Here is a 17,704-nt window from a genome sequence, read left to right as displayed (position 1 = left end):
GAGATCGGGCCCTTCGAGGTGACCTAGAGGGCACCGCCCAGCGTGACTCCGCCATCGATCGTCAGCGTCTGGCCGGTGATCCAGGCCGCGTCGGTGCCGAGCAGGAAGCTCACCGCTCCCGCGACGTCCTCCGGGGTGCCGAGTCGCTTCATCGGGTAGGCGCGGACCACCTTCTCCTCGCGACCCTCGTAGAGGGCCTCGGCGAAGCGGGTCTTGACCACCGCCGGCGCGACCGCGTTGACCCGGACACCGGGGCCGAGCTGGTAGCCGAGCTCCGTCGTCAGGTGGATCAGGGCCGCCTTGGAGACGCCGTACCAGCCGATGACCCCGGAGGCGCCCTGGCCGGCAACCGAGGCGAGGTTGACGACGGCGCCGGGGTGCGCGTCGTCGCCCAGCCCCGCCGCGACGGCCTTCTTGATCCACGAGAACGCGGCGACGACGTTGACGTCGAGCACCTTGCGGGCGACGGTGACGTCGCTGTCGAGCATGGGTCCGTAGACCGGGTTGATCCCGGTGTTGTTGACCAGGTAGTGCAGTCCCCCGAACGTCTCCCGGGCGGCCGCGATGACCTCGTCCTGGTGGGACTCCTCGGCGGCGTTGCCGGCGATGCCGAGCGCGTGGTCGCTCCCTCCCAGCGACTCCACGGCCGCGGCGAGGGTGTCCGGCTTGCGGGCGGTGATGACCACCTTGGCGCCCTCCGCGACGAGACGGCCGGCGATCCCGAGGCCGATGCCGCGGCTGGCCCCCGTGACGATGGCGACGGCGCCCTCGTGCACCCCCATCAGAGGCCGAGGTCCCGGCCGATGAGCTCCTTCATGATCTCGTTGGAGCCCGCCCAGATCTTCGTCACCCGGGCATCGCGCCAGGCCCGGGCGACGCGGTACTCGTTCATGAAGCCGTAGCCGCCGTGGAGCTGCACGCACGCGTCCAGGACCTCGTTCTGCACCTGCGAGCTCCACCACTTGGCCTTGGCCGCGTCGATGGCGGTCAGCTCGGCCTTCGAGTGGGCGATGACGCAGTCGTCGACGTAGGCCTCGGCGACCTCGATCTTCGTCACGAGCTCGGCCAGCAGGAACTTGTTGTGCTGGAAGGCCCCGATCGACTGGCCGAAGGCCTTGCGGTCCTTGGCGTACTCGATGGTCTCCTCGAGGATCGCCTTGGCGTGGGCGATGTTGGCGACACCGGAGCCGACGCGCTCCTGCGGCAGACGTTGCATCATGGCGATGAAGCCCCCGCCCTCGCCGCCGAGTCGGTTCTCGTCGGGGACCCGGACGTTGTCGAAGAACAGCTCGGCCGTGTCGGACTCGTCCATGCCGACCTTGTCGAGCTTGCGCCCGTTGACGAAACCATCCATGCCGCGCTCGACCATGAAGAGCGTGATGCCCTTGGCGCCCTTGGACGCGTCGGTGCGCGCGGCGACAATGACGAGGTCGGCCTGGTACCCGTTGGTGATGAAGGTCTTGGAGCCGTTGATGACCCAGTCGTCGCCGTCGCGCACAGCCGTGGTCTTGAGGGCGGCGAGGTCCGAGCCGCCGGAGGGCTCCGTCATGCCGATGCCGATGATGAGGTCGCCGCTCGCGATGCCCGGGAGCCAGCGCTGCTTCTGCTCCTCGGTGCCGAGGTCGACGATGTACGGCGGGCACACGTCGGCGTGGATCCCGAAGCACGAGCTCGTCGCCATGTTGAACCGGGCCCACTCCTCGGCGACCACCGCGTTGAAGCGGTAGTCCTCGACGCCGGCGCCACCGTACGCCTCGGGGATGTCGAAGCCGAAGAAGCCCTGTTTGCCGGCCACCTGCCAGATCTCGCGCGGGATCGACTTGAGCTCGATCATCTCCTCGGCGCGAGGGCGCATGACGCGGTCGATGAACTCCCGGGCCGAGGCTCGCAGCGCCTCGTGGTCGTCGTCGTAGATGTTGCGCGGCATGCTGGCCTCCGGCTGTGACTCGTGGGTAACTAAGCGCTTGCTTAGTCTCGCGTCTCTCGGGCATGCTGTCAACGTGCCGCACACCAGCAAGGGGACCTCGTCGTCCAGCCCCGCGCGCCGCCAGGCGACCGATCCGACCACCGTCGATCGGCTCATGCGGGCGGCGGCGCAGGCCTTCGCCGAGAAGGGCTTCCACGCGACGACGACCCGCGACATCGCCTCCGGCGCCGGACTGTCCCCGGCAGGCGTCTACGTCCACTTCGGGTCCAAGGAGGACCTGCTCTTCAACCTGAGCCGGAGTGGACACCAGTCGGCCCTGAACCTGCTGCGGGTGGCGCTGGAAGGGATCGAGCACCCGGCCGAGCGGCTCGCCGTCGCCATGAACCGGTTCTCCGCCTGGCACGCCGAGCAGTACCAGCTCGCCAAGGTCGTCCAGTACGAGCACCAGCACCTCACTCCCGAGCACCGGGCCGAGGTCCTCACGCTGCGCAAGGACATCGACGCCGTGCTCCAGGAGGTCCTCGAGTGCGGCGTCGCGGACGGCGTCTTCGAGGTCGTGGACATCGGTGACACCGCCCTGGCCCTGTCGTCGATGGCGGTCGACGTGGCCCGGTGGTACTCACCCGCGATCAAGCGCACGCCCGCAGAGATCGGCGCGACCAATGCAGCCTTGGCCCTGCGGCTCGTCGGTTCGCGCCCGTGACCGGTGGCCACGCCGTCCTGCAGGTCCCCGTTCCCGAGCTCGAGCCCTTCGTGCGGCAGCGGCACGAGCACTACGACCCGGACTTCGTCTCCGCAGACCCCGACTTCGTCCATGCGCACATCACCGTGCTGGGGCCGTTCCTGCCGCCCGAGGACATCGATGACGGTGTCCTGTCAACCATCGACGAGATCGCTTTCGCCCTCGGTGGGTTCGACTACCGACTCGAGCAGGTCGACACCTTCCCCAACGGGGTGATCCACCTCCTGCCCGACCCGATTGCCCCCTTCCGAGCGCTGACGGCTGCCCTCTGTGAGGCGTTCCCGCAGTGCCCGCCGTATGCCGCTGAGTTCCCTTCCGTGACCCCTCACCTCACGCTGGACGCCGTTTCGACCACCGTGTCCACACGGTCCACGGTCGAGCTGCTCGGGGCGCTCGTGCCTGCCGAGTGCCGGGCAGAGCGACTCGACCTCGCCTGGTGGGGCAACCGGACCTGCCGGGTGCTCGACTCGTGGCCGCTCGGCGGGCCGGAGCGACCTCAGCGCCCGGTGGCCGTGATCCCGGCGACCTGACGGGCGACCTCGGCAACGAGCGGATAGGCGTCCGGGTCGGTGTCGTTTCCCATGCCGAGGATCGCGTCATCGATGCCGGCGTCGGCGAGCGCCCCGAGCCTGTCGACGGCGGCCGCGACCGACAGCGTCGGCTCCCCCGAAGGCGCCGGCCTGCCCGAGTCGGACAGGCTCAGCCGCGTCAGGACCGTCTTGGTGATGGCGTCGTAGTCGCGACCCACGTCGTCGCAGTGGCCGCGAAGGACCTCGCACGTACCCTCCAGCCGCCTCGGGCCGACGTCGAAGAAGTTGGCTGCATCCGCATAGGTCGCGACCAGGCGCAGCGTCTTCTTCTCCCCCATCCCCCCGACGAGGATCGGCGGATGTGGGTGGCGGATCGCTTGGGGACTGTTGAGCGTCCGGTCGAGCGAGTAGTGCGAGCCCCGGTAGGGGCCATCGTCCTCGGACCACATCTGCAGCACGATCTGCAGCGTCTCCTCGAGCCGCTCGAAGCGCTCGCCGACGGGCGGGAAGGGCACCCCCAGCCCGCGGTGCTCCAGCTCGTTCCACGCTGCGCCGATCCCGAGCCAGGCCCGACCGCCTGACAGGACGTCGAGAGTCGTCACGGTCTTGGCGAGGATGCCGGGGTGGCGGTACGTCACGCCGGTGACCAGGGTGCCGAGCTCGATCCTCGAGGTCTGTCCGGCGGCGAAGGCGAGCGCCGTGTAGCCCTCGAGCATCTCGAGCTCCGGCGGCCCGATCCCGCGGATCTGGAAGAAGTGGTCCATGACCCAGAGCGACGCCATTCCGGCGGCCTCGGCGTCCGTGGCGATCCGGCCGAATGTCGACCCGATGGATGCCGGGCTACCCGGCCAGCTGAAGTGCGACACCTGGAGCCCGAGGCGCATCACCCCATCGTAGTGTCACCTCGTGGATCCGACCGCAGGCGCGACACGCGAGAGAGGGTGGCGTTCCGGCGGAGCCTCGAGGGAGACCGTGACCCGGGGCAGGAAGAACTGGACGAGCGGACCGATCGTCATGGCGTAGAGGACGGTGCCGAGTCCCACCGGGCCGCCGAGCAGCCAGCCGGCTCCCAGGACCGTCAGCTCCAGACCGGTCCGCACGAGGCGAATGCTGAGACCCGTTCGCAGGGCGAGCCCGGTCATCAACCCGTCGCGTGGGCCGGGGCCGAGCTGGCTGCCGATGTAGAGCCCACCGGCGAGCCCGTTGAGGACGAGTCCGGCGAGCAACAGCGCCACCTGGGCCAGCAGACCCGAGGGCGCGGCCATCACGGCCAGCGCCGCGTCCACCGCCAGTCCGATCACGACGACGTTGGCGATCGTGCCGAGCCCCGGCCACTGCCGGAGTGGGATCCAGAGCAGGAGGACGAGCGCGCCGACGATGATGGTGACCTGGCCGAAGGTCACTGGGACGCGGCCCGTCACGCCGGCATGGAAGACGTCCCACGGGTTCAGCCCGAGCGTCGCGCGCAGCATCATGGCCATCGAGACGCCATAGAGGATCAGGCCGATGAGCAGCTGGACGACACGTCGGGGGAGCTTGCCCGCGCGCAACTGGTCACGGGGCGAGAGGTTGAGCAGGGGGACAGAGCGGCGCATGCGTCCATCCTGCTGGGGAAGTGGACTGCTTTTCCATGACCAGTTCTGGGATACTGGACCCTGTGCGCACCATCTCCGCCCGCAACGTGGCGCAACTGCTCGGGTCCACCGCGCTGGCGCGCCCTGCCTATCGCAGCCTGGCCGCCGGGATCAGGAGACTGGTCTCCGACGGGCGGATCCTCGTCGACACCCGGCTGCCGAGCGAGCGGGCGCTCATGTCAGAGCTCGGGCTCAGCCGGACGACGGTCGGGTCGGCCCTCGACCTGCTCCGGGAGGACGGCTTCGTCGTGACGCGGCGGGGGTCCGGCAGCGTCACCGCGATCCCCGAGGACCGGTCGGGACTGGCCCTGTCCAGGGCCGGTCTCGTGCCCAGCGACGTTCCCGAGGACGTCATCGACCTCACCTACGCGGTGCTGCCCGCCGCGGCCGGCCTCACCGGCGCCTACGAGCGCGCCCTCGAGCACCTGCCCCGACATCTGGCCACACCGGGCTACCACCCTCGGGGACTGCCCGAGCTGCGGCGCGCGCTGGCGGACTGGTACGAGGGCCGGGGACTGCCTACCGACCCGGGTGACGTCATCGTCACGTCCGGTGCCCACGCCGCCCTGTCGGCGGTCCTCCGGGCCGCCCTCGATCCCGGTGACCGAGTCCTGCTCGAGACTCCGACCTACCCCAACGCCATCGTGGGGGTGCGGCGCTCGGGACTGCGGCCGGTGCCCTTCCCGATCGACCCGCTGGGGTGGGACCCGGAGCACCTTGAGCTCACCCTCCGGCAGGTGGGCGCCAGGATGGCCTACCTCGTGCCCGACTTCCAGAACCCGACCGGGCGACTCATGTCGGCCGACGAGCGTGGGAGGGTGGCCGAAGCCCTGCGCCTGACCCGGACCGTCCCCATCATCGACGAGACCTTCGTCGAGCTCGGTCTGGACGCCCGCCCGCCAGCACCCTTCGCCGCGAGCGCGCCGGGGGCGCTCACCCTCGGAAGCTCGGGGAAGGCCTGGTGGGGCGGGCTCCGAGTCGGGTGGGTCCGGGCCCCCCACGCCCTCGCCTCGCCGGTCCTCGAGGCGCGACACAGCCTCGATCTCGGAACGGCGGTGCTCGAGCAGCTCGTGCTCATCGAGCTGTTGCGGGCCGGCGAGCCACTCCTCGACGAACGGCGCGCCGAGGCACGCAGGCGGCGCGACGCGATGGTGGCCGCCCTTCGGGAGCATGTGCCCGACTGGCGCTTCTCCGTGCCGCCCGGAGGCCTCAACCTGTGGTGCGAGCTGCCGGTCGACCGCGGCGATGCGCTGGCGCGGGTCGCGGAGTCGGCGGGGGTCCGGTTGGCCCGGGGAACCCAGTTCGGAACGGACGGCGGCATGGACCGATTCGTGCGCATTCCCTTCAGCGTGCCTGCCGACGAGACCGACGAGGTGGGGCGTCGACTCGCCGCGGCCTGGCGGCGCGCCCTCGACAGTCGGTCGACCCAGGCGCCGCGCACTCCGCTCATCGCCTGAGCGCGGAACTGCGGAAACCGGAGGTTCCGACGGCCGCGCGCGCGTACCGTCGTGAGGGAGGGGTGGGACCAACCCACTCCAGCACGCCCTCACCCTCCACGGACCGACAGGAGTCGACATGACCCGACCCCTCCTCCTCGCCGTCGACCCGAACCCCGAGAACCTGTCGCGAATCGAGCAGGAACTGTCGCGGCGGTACGGGATCGACTTTCGTGTTCGCGGCGAGTCCGACGGCCGTGCGGCCCTGGCGACGCTCGAGAAGGCAGCCGACCGGGGTGAACCGGTCGCTCTCGTCCTGGCCGATCCGTGGCTGGAGGACGTTCCCGGCACGGAGCTGCTCGGCAGGGTGCGCTCGCTCCACCCCGACGCAGGCCGGGCGCTGCTGGTGCCGTGGGGTGCCTGGGCGGACCGTCGCACCGCCGACGCGATCCTCAAGGCCATGTCCCACGGCGAGATCAACTACTACGTGCTGAAGCCGTGGACGTCACCCGACGAGCTGTTCCACCGGACCGTGGCCGAGTTCGTCCAAGCCTGGTCGCGCACCGTCATCGACGACAGACGGGAGGTCGTCGTCGTGGGAGCCGCCCGGAGCAGCCGGGGACATGAGGTGCGCAGCCTGCTGAGCCGCAATGGGATCCCGCACGCCTACCTCGACCGGGGTACGCCCCAGGCGGAGCGGGTCCTCGACGCGATCGACGGTCCGGATCCCGACGCGGCGACCGGGCCCCTCGTCGTGTGGCTCGCGTCGCTCGGCGGCAAGGTGCTGGTCGACCCCAGCGACGCGGAGATCTGCACCGCGTGGGGCATCCGCACCGACCTCGAGCCCGAGGACCGCGACGTCGACGTGGTCGTCGTCGGCGCCGGACCCGCGGGCCTCGCTGCAGCGGTGTACGGCTCGTCCGAGGGACTGACGGTGCTCTGCCTCGAGGAGCACGCGCTCGGCGGGCAGGCGGGAACGAGCTCGCTCATCCGCAACTACCTCGGCTTCTCGAGGGGCCTCAGCGGCGCGGAGCTCGCGCAGCGCGGGTTCCAGCAGGCCTGGGTCTTCGGGGCCAGGTTCGTGCTCACCAGACGGGTGACCGGTCTCGTGGCGCACGACCCGGTGGGCAGTGGTTTCCGGGTGGACGTCGGGGACGCCGGCAGCGTGAACGCCAAGTCCGTCATCCTCGCAAGCGGCGTCGCCTACCGCCGGCTCGGTGTCCCCTCGCTCGAGGACCTGGCCGGCTCGGGCGTCTACTACGGCGCGAACGTGTCCGAGGCGCACGGCCTGACTGGCGCTCACGCGGTCATCGTCGGCGGCGGCAACTCCGCCGGTCAGGCCGCGCTGCACCTGCACCGGTACGCAGCGGACGTCACCATCGTCGTGCGGACGCCGGATCTCTCCGCGGCGATGTCGCAGTACCTCATCGACGAGATCGAGGCGAGCCCCAACGTCACCGTGGTCCCCAACGCGGAAGTCGTGGGTGGGGGCGGTGACGGCTGGCTCAGCCACGTGGTGGTGTCCGACCGCACCTCCGCTGAACAACGCACGCTCCCCGCGGACGGGCTCTTCGTCATGATCGGCGCGGCACCACACACCGACTGGCTCCCGGACGCGGTCGCCCGCGACAAGTGGGGCTTCGTGGTCACTGGTGCCGGCGTCGACGACGCCGGTTGGACCCTGCCTCGGCCGCCTCTGCCGCACGAGTCCAGCGTCCCGGGCCTTTTCGCCGTCGGAGACGTCCGGAGCGACTCCGTCAAGCGGGTCGCCTCAGCCGTGGGTGAGGGGTCCGTCGTCGTGTCGGAGGTGCATCGCTACCTCGCCCTCGCCCCTGCCCCAGCAGAGAGGTGAGCCTTGGCCGCGACCATACCGACCCCGACCCCGGCACCGCCACGCACGAGGACCGGGCCCTTGGTCGGCGCGCTCCTGCTGGGGATCCCGCTCGCCGGTCTCGTCATGCTCCGCAGCCAACCGGGGCTGGACTCGAAGTACGAGCACGACCCGGCCCATTTCTGGCTCGTCCTCGCGGCCGCCGTCCTCAGCGCGATCGCCGCCTACGGTACGGGGTCGGCGGCATCGCGCCGCGGCGACGTCCGGGTCATGTACCTGTCCCTGACGTTCCTCTCGGCCTCGGGCTTCCTGGCCCTGCACGCGCTGGCGACCCCGCACGTGTTGCTCCCCACGGCCAGCGCCGGCTTCAACATCTCCACGCCCGTCGGAATCATCATCGGCTCGGTCTTCGCGGCCGCCTCGGTGGTCGAGGTGCCCCCGGAACGGAACGCGCGAGCGCTGCGCACTGCCCGGATCCTGCGGATCGGTCTGCTGCTGCTCATGGTGGTCTGGGCGGCACTCTCGCTGTGGCAGCTGCCGCCCTTCGACCAGGGCGTCGGTCCCGAGCGGGCCAGCGGTGCCATGCTCGCCGCGGCGATCGGCGCCACCGGGCTCTACCTCGGCGCGGCCGTGTTCTACTTCCGGCTGTGGCGCCGCCGCGGCGGGCTCCTTCCCGCTGCCATGACCGCCGCCCTCGTCCTCCTCGCGCAGGCGATGGTCGCCGTCACGATCGCGCCGAACTGGTTCCTCAGCTGGTGGGAGTGGCACCTGCTCCTCCTCGCAGCCTTCGTCCTGGTGGCTTGGGGCGCGCAGCAGTCCTGGCATGAAGAGCGCTACGCCGGGCTGTACGGCGAGGCGACGGTCGCCGGTCGCCGCGTCATGAGCATCCTCTTTGCCGACCTCAAGGGCTTCACCAGCTACTCCGAGAGCCACACCCCGGCCGAGGTGACCGAGATGCTCAACGTGTACTTCAACGTCGCGATCCCGGCAGTGGCCAAGCGGCACGGCGGTCAGGTCGACCGCATCATCGGTGACGCCCTCATGGTGACCTTCAACCGGCTCGGCGACCAGGACGACCACGCGCGGCGGGCGGCCCTCGCCGGTCTGGAGCTCCAGACGGAGACGGGACGGATCGCGGCCCAGCACCCGGGGTGGCCGCGGTTCCGCGTCGGCATCAACACGGGCGAGGTGCTCGTCAGCGTGCTCGGCGGCGAGGGCGGCCGGACCCACACCGTCATCGGCGACGCGGTCAACGTCGCGTCCCGCATCGAGGGCCAGGCGCCGGTCGGCGGGGTGGCCCTCACCGCAGACACCCTCGCGCTGCTTCCCGATGCGGTCACCGAGCCCCTGGGGCCGCTCGAGCTCAAGGGCAAGGACGAGCCCGTCCAGGCCCACGTCCTCGTTGCCCTCCCCCGCTGACTCCGCGTGTCGGCAGACTGGATCCATGAGCGGCGTAGCCATCGTCCCGGTGACTCCCGAGCGCTTCGACGACCTGGTCGAGCTGTTCGGCACCCGCGGAGACCCGTCGTGGTGCTGGTGCCAGTACTTCGTCACCTCCGGCGACTCGTACGAGAGGTCAGCCCCACACAACAAGCGCCAGCTTCGCGAGCAGGTGCAGTCTGCGACGCGTCCCATTGGACTGGTCGCGTATGCCGCTGAGCCCGCTTCCGGACGGACCCGCGGCCCCAGCCAAGCCGGGTCCACAACCCCGGTGGGCTGGGTCCGCCTCGGGCCTCGGCCTTCGTTCGTCCGGGTCACGGGGAACCGTGCCTTGCGAGCCCTGGCGCAGACGGAGCACGATGACCTTGCCGACGAATCGGTCTGGGCGGTGACGTGTTTCGTCGTGAAGGTCGGGTGGCGCCGCCGCGGCATCGCGGGTGAGCTGCTCGAGGCGGCGGTCGACCTGGCCAGGAAGTCAGGCGCGTCGGCCATCGTGGGCCACCCCGTCGACGTCGCAGCCCGGTCGACCCGGGTGGGTGGGAGCGAGCTCTACCACGGCGCCGCCTCGACCTTTGCAGCGGCCGGTTTCGAGGTGGTCGGCCGAACCGGCGGGACGCGACCGGTCATGCGCCTCGACCTGACACACTGACGTCGTGTCCACCCCGGCGTCCGTCGACGTGCTCGTCATCGGAGCAGGCCAGGCCGGGCTCTCCGCGGCCCACCACCTCCAGCGGCGTGGGTTCGCACCGATCGGGGCCCGGGACGGGCGGGAGGAGTACGTCGTCCTCGACAACGAGGTTGGCCCGGGAGGGGCCTGGCGGCATCGGTGGCAGTCGCTGCGCATGGCCACCGTGAACGACATCAGTGACCTGCCCGGCATCTCGCAGCCCGACGCCGACCCGTGCGAACCCAGCTCGGAGTTCCTGACGCGCTACTTCGGCGACTACGAGCGGGAGCTCGGCCTGCACATCCTGCGGCCCGTCCGCGTCTCTGCAGTCCGGCGCGAGGACGACGACCCGCACGGGCGGCTGCTCATCGACTCGAGCCGCGGCACCTGGGCCGCCCGCGGGCTGATCAACGCGACCGGCACATGGACCAAGCCGTTCTGGCCGATCTACCCCGGACAGGCGGGCTTCCGCGGCCGACAGCTGCACGTGGCCGACTACGTGTCCGCAGAGGAGTTCCGGGGACAGCACGTCATCGTCGTGGGGGGAGGGATCTCGGCGGTGCAGCTGCTCGACGAGATCTCCCAGGTGACGACCACGTCATGGTTCACCCGCCGCGAACCGATCTGGCGCGATGACCAGTTCACGCCGCAGGCCGGTCATGACGCAGTCGCACTCGTCGAGGAGAGGGTGCGTCAGGGCCTGCCGCCGCAGAGCGTCGTCTCGGTGACCGGGCTGATCTGGACGCCCGTGCTCCGGGCGGCCGCCGAGCGTGGCGTCCTCGAGCGACAGCCGATGTTCATCGCCATCGAGCCCGATGGCGTCCGTCTCAGCGGCGGTGGCTTCCTCCGAGCCGACGTCATCCTCTGGGCCACTGGGTTCCGGGCCGCGCTGGACCACCTGGCGCCACTGCAACTGCGTGCCCGCGGCGGCGGCATCGTCATGGACGGCACCCAGGTCGCCGCCGAGCCACGCGTGCACCTCATCGGCTACGGACCCTCCTCCTCGACGATCGGAGCGAACCGCGCCGGACGGGCCGCCGTCGCGTCACTCGTGAAGTGGCTCGACAGCGTCGACAGCGTCGACACCGCCGGTGCGGTGCACCACACCTGACCTTCCCTCGAAGCCGAGCGGGGGCCTCGGTTGAGCGTGCAGAACACGCCCGGGGCGCGGACTGCACACCCGACCGTGTGCGCGCGGACCCTCTCGTCGAGTGCGCAGAAGATGCCGGCGCGGACTGCACACTCGACACGGAGCGAGCCCAGCGGCATACGGACAAGTGATCCCTCGCCCGCGTGGGCCGGGTCGACGATGGCCTGGATGGCTCGGGCCCGGTCATTGGGGCGACCGCCCGGGTACAGCTCACGAAGCTCCTCGGGTCGCACGACGGTGACGCCGGCTCCTGTCCCCGTCAGTCCCGAGTCAGCTTGCGGTAGGTGACCCGGTGCGGGCGCGCTGCCTCGGGGCCGAGACGCTCGACCTTGTTCTCCTCGTACGCCGCGAAGTTCCCCTCGAACCAGTACCACCTGGCCGGGTTCTCCTCGTCGCCCTCGTAGGCGAGGATGTGCGTCGCGACGCGGTCGAGGAACCACCGGTCGTGGGAGATCACGACGGCGCACCCGGGGAACTCGAGCAGCGCGTTCTCCAGCGACCCGAGGGTCTCGACATCGAGGTCGTTCGTCGGCTCGTCGAGCAGGAGCAGGTTGCCGCCCTGCTTGAGCGTGAGCGCGAGGTTGAGGCGGTTGCGTTCCCCACCCGAGAGCACGCCGGTCGGCTTCTGCTGGTCCGGACCCTTGAACCCGAACTGCGACACGTAGGCGCGCGACGGGATCTCCACGTTGCCGACCTTGATGTGGTCGAGCCCGTCGGAGACCACCTCCCACAGCGTCCTGTCCGGGTCGAGGCCCGCCCGCGCCTGGTCGACGTAGGAGATCTTGACGGTGTCGCCGATCCGCACCTCCCCCGCGTCGGGCTGCTCGATGCCGACGATGGTCTTGAAGAGGGTGGTCTTGCCGACACCGTTCGGACCGATGATCCCGACGATGCCGTTGCGCGGCAGGGTGAAGGAGAGGTCATCGATGAGCAGGCGGTCCCCGAAACCCTTGCGCAGGTTCTTGACCTCGATGACGACCGAGCCGAGCCGGGGGCCCGGGGGGATCTGGATCTCCTCGAAGTCGAGCTTCCTCGTCCGCTCGGCCTCGGCCGCCATCTCCTCATACCGGGACAGTCGGGCCTTCGACTTGGCCTGGCGCCCCTTGGCGTTGGAGCGCACCCACTCGAGCTCGCTCTTGAGACGCTTGGCGAGCTTGGCGTCCTTCTTGCCCTGGATCTGGAGGCGCTCAGCCTTCTTCTCCAGGTAGGTCGAGTAGTTGCCCTCGTAGGGGTAGAGCCGACCGCGGTCGACCTCGGCGATCCACTGGGCAACGTTGTCGAGGAAGTACCGGTCGTGGGTGACGGCGATGACGGCACCGGGGTAGCTCTCGAGGTGCTGCTCGAGCCACTGGACCGACTCGGCGTCGAGGTGGTTGGTCGGCTCGTCGAGGAGGAGCAGGTCTGGCTTCTGGAGGAGCAGCTTGCACAGGGCCACGCGGCGACGTTCTCCACCGGACAGGTTGGTGACGGGCAGGTCCGGGGGCGGGCAGCGCAGCGCGTCCATGGCCTGCTCGAGCTGGTTGTCGAGGTCCCACGCATCGGCGTGGTCGATCTGCTCCTGGAGCTTGCCCATCTCGTCGAGGAGCGCGTCGTAGTCGGCGTCCGGGTTGGCCATCTCGGCGCTGATCTCGTTGTAGCGGTCGAGCTTGGCCTTGATCTCGCCCGCACCCTCCTCGACGTTGCCGAGGACGGTCTTGTCCTCGTTGAGCGGGGGCTCCTGGAGGAGGATGCCGACGGTCGCGCCGGGGGCGAGACGGGCCTCGCCGTTGGAGGGCTGGTCGAGTCCGGCCATGATCCTCAGGATGGTCGACTTGCCGGCGCCGTTCGGGCCGACCATGCCGATCTTCGCGCCCGGGTAGAACGACATCGAGACGTCATCGAGGATGACCTTCTCGTTGTGGGCCTTGCGCGCCCGGGTCATGGTGTAGATGTACTCGGCCATGCCCAGAAGGCTATCTGCGATCGGCCGCGTCACCGAATCCGGCCGCCGCGACGACGCACGCCCATCGCGGGTGCCTCCCAGACGTCCTCCAGGCATCATCCGGGCATCATCCGGGCATCATCCGGGCATCGTCATCCCGGCATCACGCGGCCGGGTCCTCCACGCTGTAGGCGTCGGTGTCGGGGTCGCCGAACGGCTGCACCGGCCCGGCACCTCCGCCCTCGACGGGCCCGTCAAAGGCCTCGCCGTTGGCGTCGACGTTCGCCGGCCGGTGCAGGTCGGCCGCGATGGACACGCCGTTGGTCTCGGCCATCGCGTGCCGCACGGCGGGGTCGGCGTTGCGGTCGACACCGAGGGCCGCCGCCCGGCTCAGCCGTTCGAACGACGAGCGCCCGAAGATGAGGTCGTGCCCGATGTGCTGCGCCTCGATCTCGGCATCGGTGCGAGACTGCCCGTCGCTCGTGACGTAGGTCTTGATCGTCAGGTTTCCCTCGACGATGACCGGCTGGCCCTTCTGCAGGGCCACGGCGGTGTTGGCTGCCAGGGCGTTCCAGCTGATGACGCTGAAGAAGTTCGTGTCGAGATCGACATAGGTGCCGTCGGCGGTGCGTCGGCGAGGCGTGCTCGCGACCCGGAACGTCGTGAAGACGTTGCCGTTGCGCGACGTGCGCTCGACGGGCGCGGCCGTGACGTTGCCGTGGACCGTGATGCGGGTCTCGTTCATGGTGCAACCTCCTGTCGGCGCCGACTTTGTCGGCGGGTGCGGGGCGGCGTCATACCGCTCGTGGACCACGGTCGTCCCCTTCAGCCCGCCGCGACCAGTGCGGTCGCTGCGGCTGTGGATGGCAGCCCGAACGGGTGGAGGATGTGGACAGCGCGCGCCGTCAGCCCGCCGCCCTGTCCAGGTGCTGCCGCGTCTCGCGGTGACGGTCGAGCACCTCGTCGACCGGGACGATGATGCGCTCGTCCGCAACGTTGGCCACCGCTTCGGTGAGCCGTTTCCCGATCATGGCCGTTCGGCGACGCGCTCCGATCCGCGCCCACCACCTGGAGACGACGCCGAGGAGCAGTCCGACGAGCACGCCTCCCACGAGCATGACGAGGGGGGCGGGGAGGATCCCGAGGCTCGGCGTCTCCGGTGTCGGGATCTGGGCCAGCCCCGCGACCCACAGCGCGGCGAGCCAGAGCAGGCCCAGGGCCGCCGTGATTCCCAGGGCCCACTGGATGACGTTGACAACGAACCACCAGATCGGTCGACGAGCGCGCAGCGAGGTCCCGACCATCGCCTGGTCCAGGCCGTCACTCAGGGCTCCCTCACCCTGGTCGACCGCGGCCTCGACGGCCTGGGCCCACTTCACGGGCAGGCCATCGGACGCCTGGCGGACAAAGCTGCGGGTGGCAAGGTCGACCGCCGACACGGCGGAGGCGCTCGGCGCAGGGATGGACGACCGGCCCAGGACGGCACGGACATCGGCGCCATCGATCTCGACGCGGATCGGTGGCCGGCCCCCGGTCCGGTCGAGGCGGAGGCGCCGTAGCGGGTCGGCGGCGAAGCCACGCGTCCACCTCGCGAAGAGGAAGCCCGTGTGGGCGAACGCCTCTCGTCGGTAGTCACGGGCCACGGCATCGAGGACGATCGGCACGCCGGCCGCTCGGGCGAGTGACGCGTCAAGGGCGCCGCGGTCGAGGCGGTCGACGGCAACCTCCGCGTCGGCCACGCCGTGTCGCAGCCGGCGAGCCGCGGCGACGATATCGGCGTTGAGTCGCTGCCGCGAAGCGGCTTTTCCGGCAACCACATTGGCGAGTCGCCCCAGTAGCTCAGGCACCCCAGTCCCAGAAACGGCCGACGTGGCGAGGACCGACGCACCACGTATCCCGTCGGCCCCGAGCAGCTTGGCAAAGTCGTTCTTGAGGACCTTGACCGCGGCGACGTCGAGCCGGTCGGTCTGGTTGAGCACGGCAAGGGTCACCGCGTCGTGGTGCGCCATGAGCGCGACGAACTCGTCATGGAGCCGCGCATCGGCGTACTTCTGGGGATCCGTCACCCAGACGAACATGTCGACGAGCTCGAGGATCCGCTCGGCCTCGCGCCGGTGGGACAGCTCACGAGAGTCGAAGTCGGGCAGATCGAGCAGGACGAGGCCGTTGAGCTTGTCCGTGAGCGTGCCGGCGATCTCGCCATCGCCGTCACTCGTGGGACCGACCTGGTGCCTGGCATCGACGCGAAGCCAGTCGAGCAGCTCGGACGCGTCGGACTCCCCCCAGACGGCGGCGGTCGGCTTGGCGGTCGTCGGCCGGCGCGCGCCGATCGCCGCGACCTGCTCACCAACGAGCGCGTTGAAGAGGGAGGACTTGCCACTGCCCGTCGCGCCCGCCAAGGCCACGACGGTGTGGTCGCCGGCGATCGCGGAGCGCTCCTGAGCATGGTCGAGCACCCGACGTGCCTGCTCGACCGCAGTGCTGTCCAGCTCGTCGGCCCCCGAGAACAGCGCGAGGGAGAGCGCAGTGGTGCGGTTCCCGAGCTCGGCGGCGCCGACGCCCTTGACCTTGGCCCTGCCCATGGTGATGGGGCTCATCGCGCTGACCTCACCTGTGCAACGGCCTTCTTGAGCTCCTTCGCCTGGTCGGTCCTGACCTCCAGGCCCTCCACGGCGGCCTCGTAACGGGCCCGCTCCGCGGCGTACAGCTCCGCCACGCGGTCGAGCAGCTTCACGCGGGCCTGGCGGGCCAGCTCTCGCACGGCCTGGTCCCCGAACACCGCCTCCAGGAGCTTCTGGCCGACGACCGCCGTGCCACCGGCTATGCCGACCTCCGCTCCGGTGATCCCAGCAGTCGAGGCAAAGGTGACGAGCATGAGGACGACGCCGAGGCCGTTGACGCCGTAGGCCATGATGCGAGCGCTCGTCCGTCGATCGCGCCCCTCGCTGCGCACCATCTCGAGGACGTCTGCCTGCCAGTCCCTGACGAGTCGCTGGATCCGCGTGTCGAGGTCGGCCCTCGAGCGCATCAGGCCCGGCGAGCCGCCCAGGAGTGGCTCACCGCCGGGTAGGGACCGCCAGGTCCGAGCGGTCGCCGCCGCCGCCAGGTCGGCCCGGTTGGAGATGAGGGCCTCCACACCCGTCTGCAGCGCCTCACCGAGGTGCTCCGCCTTGGCCGGCTCACCCTTGATGAACGCCGTCACCCGGTCGCGGACCCGAGACACCGTCGATTCGACCTGACGGAAGAACTCGCCCGTCCCGACGAACTCCTGCCATCGCGCCAGGACTTCGCCGCGCAGCAGGGTCCCGTCGTACATTCCCTCCTTGACGTGGGCCACCGCGTCCTCGTACGCCATTCGAGCGGCGTCGACGAGCTCGTCGGCCGCCTTGACCTGCGCAGCCGAGGCGGCAGCCAGCGCGGAAGCCCGCGCGTCGAGTGACGTCAGGGCCCCGGTGAGCGTGTGGCGGACGACCTCGGCCCTGGCCTGGGCGTCCCCCGCGAGAACGCCCAGCCAGTCACGCAGGCGTTGGGTCTGCGTGGCGGGGAGCAGTCCGCCCTCGAGGTCCGACTCCAGGACCGTGAAGATCGGGGACTGATCGAGCTGCTCTTCGCGCAGCATCGCGGCGAGGTGCACCCTGATCTCCTCGAGGCTGTCAGCCGGGACGCGGTCGAGCACGACGGCCACCGAGGTGCCCCGCTCCGCCGCCTGTCGCAACAGGTCCCACGGCACCGCATCGGCATAGCGCGCCGCCGTGGTCACGAAGACCCAGAGATCGGCGGCCGCGAGCAGCTGGGCGGCCAGGTCACGGTTCGCGGACACGACGCTGTCGATGTCGGGCGCGTCCAGCAGTGCCAGTCCGGGCTGGATCGCGTCGGTCGACACGAGTCGGACCGCTCCGGGTCCGTCCGACGAGGAATGCTTGCCCGTGATGCGAGCCAGACCGGGAAGGATGCGCTGGTCCGCGAACCACCTTGCGTCGTCAGGGTGGTGGACGAGGACCGGCGACCGGGTCGTGGGGCGCAGGACACCCGGCAGGGAGACCTCCTGACCCACGATCGAGTTGACGAGCGTGGACTTGCCGGCGCCGGTCGAGCCGCCCACGACGGCGAGCAGGGGTGCATCCAGCGAGGTGAGGCGCGGGATCACGTAGTCCTCGAGCTGGTCGAGCAGTCGCGAGCGCGCGGTGCGGACCTCCTCGACCCGGGGCAGGTCAATGGGGAGCGACGACGCGTCGACCGCGTCCCGAAGCCGCCTCACTGCCCTGAGCAGCCGCGCGCTGCCCTCCCCTGAATCCCCTGAACCAGACACGCAGTTCATCCTTTCGTGTCCCCAAGGACCTATCAAACTCGTCGGTAGCGCCGTCGTGGAGGGACACGCGGGTCGTATGCCGCTGAGCTCGCTCCGCTCGACCGCCTGAGGGAGCGG

General features: G+C 70.5%; 15 protein-coding genes. 7 read left to right on the top strand and 8 right to left on the bottom strand.

Features of this window, described 5'->3' with window-relative positions; translation table 11 throughout:
• Window positions 1–23: 23 nt before the first annotated feature.
• Together VJN29_RS01180 and VJN29_RS01175 are read right to left on the bottom strand one after the other, a co-directional pair.
• Window positions 24–782, bottom strand: coding sequence for an SDR family oxidoreductase (locus VJN29_RS01180; RefSeq protein ID WP_324141568.1), 759 nt, complete (start codon window positions 780–782; stop codon window positions 24–26).
• Window positions 782–1,927 carry an acyl-CoA dehydrogenase family protein gene (locus VJN29_RS01175; RefSeq protein WP_324141566.1) on the bottom strand — a complete coding sequence of 382 codons (1,146 nt, stop codon included), beginning with the start codon at window positions 1,925–1,927 and terminating at the stop codon, window positions 782–784. Before VJN29_RS01175 ends, VJN29_RS01180 begins: the two co-directional genes overlap by 1 nt.
• 73 nt (window positions 1,928–2,000) lie before the next feature.
• Here VJN29_RS01175 and VJN29_RS01170 point away from each other — a divergent pair, with 73 nt between their 5' ends.
• Both VJN29_RS01170 and VJN29_RS01165 read left to right on the top strand, forming a co-directional pair.
• The gene (locus VJN29_RS01170; RefSeq protein WP_324141564.1) at window positions 2,001–2,630 is read left to right on the top strand and encodes a TetR/AcrR family transcriptional regulator; all 630 of its coding nucleotides are present in this window, start codon (window positions 2,001–2,003) and stop codon (window positions 2,628–2,630) included.
• A complete protein-coding gene (locus VJN29_RS01165; RefSeq protein ID WP_324141562.1) occupies window positions 2,627–3,199 on the top strand; it encodes a 2'-5' RNA ligase family protein in 573 nt (190 codons plus the stop codon). Before VJN29_RS01170 ends, VJN29_RS01165 begins: the two co-directional genes overlap by 4 nt.
• On the opposite strand, the gene VJN29_RS01160 is transcribed toward VJN29_RS01165, so the two are convergent.
• Both VJN29_RS01160 and VJN29_RS01155 read right to left on the bottom strand, forming a co-directional pair.
• Window positions 3,166–4,083 (bottom strand): LLM class F420-dependent oxidoreductase, encoded by a 918-nt coding sequence (locus VJN29_RS01160; protein WP_324141560.1) that lies wholly within the window; start codon window positions 4,081–4,083, stop codon window positions 3,166–3,168. The genes VJN29_RS01165 and VJN29_RS01160 overlap by 34 nt on opposite strands.
• Before the next feature lie 15 nt (window positions 4,084–4,098).
• Complete coding sequence (locus VJN29_RS01155) at window positions 4,099–4,794, bottom strand: hypothetical protein (protein WP_324141558.1); 696 nt, start codon at window positions 4,792–4,794, stop codon at window positions 4,099–4,101.
• A gap of 62 nt (window positions 4,795–4,856) precedes the next feature.
• Between VJN29_RS01155 and VJN29_RS01150 the strand changes: the two genes are divergently transcribed.
• The 5 genes from VJN29_RS01150 to VJN29_RS01130 all read left to right on the top strand — a co-directional run bounded on the left by VJN29_RS01150 (window position 4,857) and on the right by VJN29_RS01130 (window position 11,318).
• Window positions 4,857–6,290, top strand: a complete 1,434-nt coding sequence (locus VJN29_RS01150; RefSeq protein ID WP_324141556.1) for a PLP-dependent aminotransferase family protein — start codon at window positions 4,857–4,859, stop codon at window positions 6,288–6,290.
• A 118-nt stretch (window positions 6,291–6,408) separates the two neighbouring features.
• Window positions 6,409–8,121, top strand: coding sequence for an FAD-dependent oxidoreductase (locus VJN29_RS01145; RefSeq protein WP_324141554.1), 1,713 nt, complete (start codon window positions 6,409–6,411; stop codon window positions 8,119–8,121).
• A gap of 60 nt (window positions 8,122–8,181) precedes the next feature.
• A complete protein-coding gene (locus VJN29_RS01140; protein WP_324141552.1) occupies window positions 8,182–9,519 on the top strand; it encodes an adenylate/guanylate cyclase domain-containing protein in 1,338 nt (445 codons plus the stop codon).
• Window positions 9,520–9,544: 25 nt separating this feature from the next.
• On the top strand, window positions 9,545–10,189 hold the full coding sequence (locus tag VJN29_RS01135; RefSeq protein WP_324141550.1) for a GNAT family N-acetyltransferase: 645 nt from the start codon (window positions 9,545–9,547) through the stop codon (window positions 10,187–10,189).
• 4 nt (window positions 10,190–10,193) lie between these two features.
• Window positions 10,194–11,318, top strand: coding sequence for an NAD(P)-binding domain-containing protein (locus VJN29_RS01130; protein WP_324141548.1), 1,125 nt, complete (start codon window positions 10,194–10,196; stop codon window positions 11,316–11,318).
• 298 nt (window positions 11,319–11,616) lie between these two features.
• On the opposite strand, the gene ettA is transcribed toward VJN29_RS01130, so the two are convergent.
• The 4 genes from ettA to VJN29_RS01110 all read right to left on the bottom strand — a co-directional run bounded on the left by ettA (window position 11,617) and on the right by VJN29_RS01110 (window position 17,596).
• Window positions 11,617–13,299 (bottom strand): energy-dependent translational throttle protein EttA, encoded by a 1,683-nt coding sequence (ettA, locus tag VJN29_RS01125; protein WP_324141546.1) that lies wholly within the window; start codon window positions 13,297–13,299, stop codon window positions 11,617–11,619.
• A 142-nt stretch (window positions 13,300–13,441) separates the two neighbouring features.
• Window positions 13,442–14,023: a single-stranded DNA-binding protein gene (locus tag VJN29_RS01120; RefSeq protein ID WP_324141544.1), complete on the bottom strand. Its 582-nt coding sequence runs from the start codon at window positions 14,021–14,023 to the stop codon at window positions 13,442–13,444.
• Window positions 14,024–14,183: 160 nt separating this feature from the next.
• Window positions 14,184–15,875, bottom strand: coding sequence for a GTPase (locus tag VJN29_RS01115; protein ID WP_324141542.1), 1,692 nt, complete (start codon window positions 15,873–15,875; stop codon window positions 14,184–14,186).
• Window positions 15,872–17,596, bottom strand: a complete 1,725-nt coding sequence (locus VJN29_RS01110) for a dynamin family protein (RefSeq protein ID WP_422653711.1) — start codon at window positions 17,594–17,596, stop codon at window positions 15,872–15,874. Before VJN29_RS01110 ends, VJN29_RS01115 begins: the two co-directional genes overlap by 4 nt.
• Window positions 17,597–17,704 lie beyond the last annotated feature (108 nt).

This window comes from Intrasporangium sp. (assembly GCF_035280925.1).
Taxonomy (GTDB): Bacteria; Actinomycetota; Actinomycetes; order Actinomycetales; family Dermatophilaceae; genus Intrasporangium.
This window is presented reverse-complemented; position numbering and strand designations above follow the sequence as displayed.

Bases quoted from the DNA above. Each gene is read 5' to 3' on its own strand.
- VJN29_RS01180 (WP_324141568.1), bottom strand. From the start codon at position 782: ATGGGGGTGCACGAGGGCGCCGTCGCCATCGTCACGGGGGCCAGCCGC.
- VJN29_RS01175 (WP_324141566.1), bottom strand. From the start codon at position 1,927: ATGCCGCGCAACATCTACGACGACGACCACGAGGCGCTGCGAGCCTCG.
- VJN29_RS01160 (WP_324141560.1), bottom strand. From the start codon at position 4,083: ATGCGCCTCGGGCTCCAGGTGTCGCACTTCAGCTGGCCGGGTAGCCCG.
- VJN29_RS01155 (WP_324141558.1), bottom strand. From the start codon at position 4,794: ATGCGCCGCTCTGTCCCCCTGCTCAACCTCTCGCCCCGTGACCAGTTG.
- VJN29_RS01145 (WP_324141554.1), top strand. From the start codon at position 6,409: ATGACCCGACCCCTCCTCCTCGCCGTCGACCCGAACCCCGAGAACCTG.
- VJN29_RS01135 (WP_324141550.1), top strand. From the start codon at position 9,545: ATGAGCGGCGTAGCCATCGTCCCGGTGACTCCCGAGCGCTTCGACGAC.
- ettA (WP_324141546.1), bottom strand. From the start codon at position 13,299: ATGGCCGAGTACATCTACACCATGACCCGGGCGCGCAAGGCCCACAAC.
- VJN29_RS01120 (WP_324141544.1), bottom strand. From the start codon at position 14,023: ATGAACGAGACCCGCATCACGGTCCACGGCAACGTCACGGCCGCGCCC.
- VJN29_RS01115 (WP_324141542.1), bottom strand. From the start codon at position 15,875: ATGAGCCCCATCACCATGGGCAGGGCCAAGGTCAAGGGCGTCGGCGCC.
- VJN29_RS01110 (WP_422653711.1), bottom strand. From the start codon at position 17,596: ATGAACTGCGTGTCTGGTTCAGGGGATTCAGGGGAGGGCAGCGCGCGG.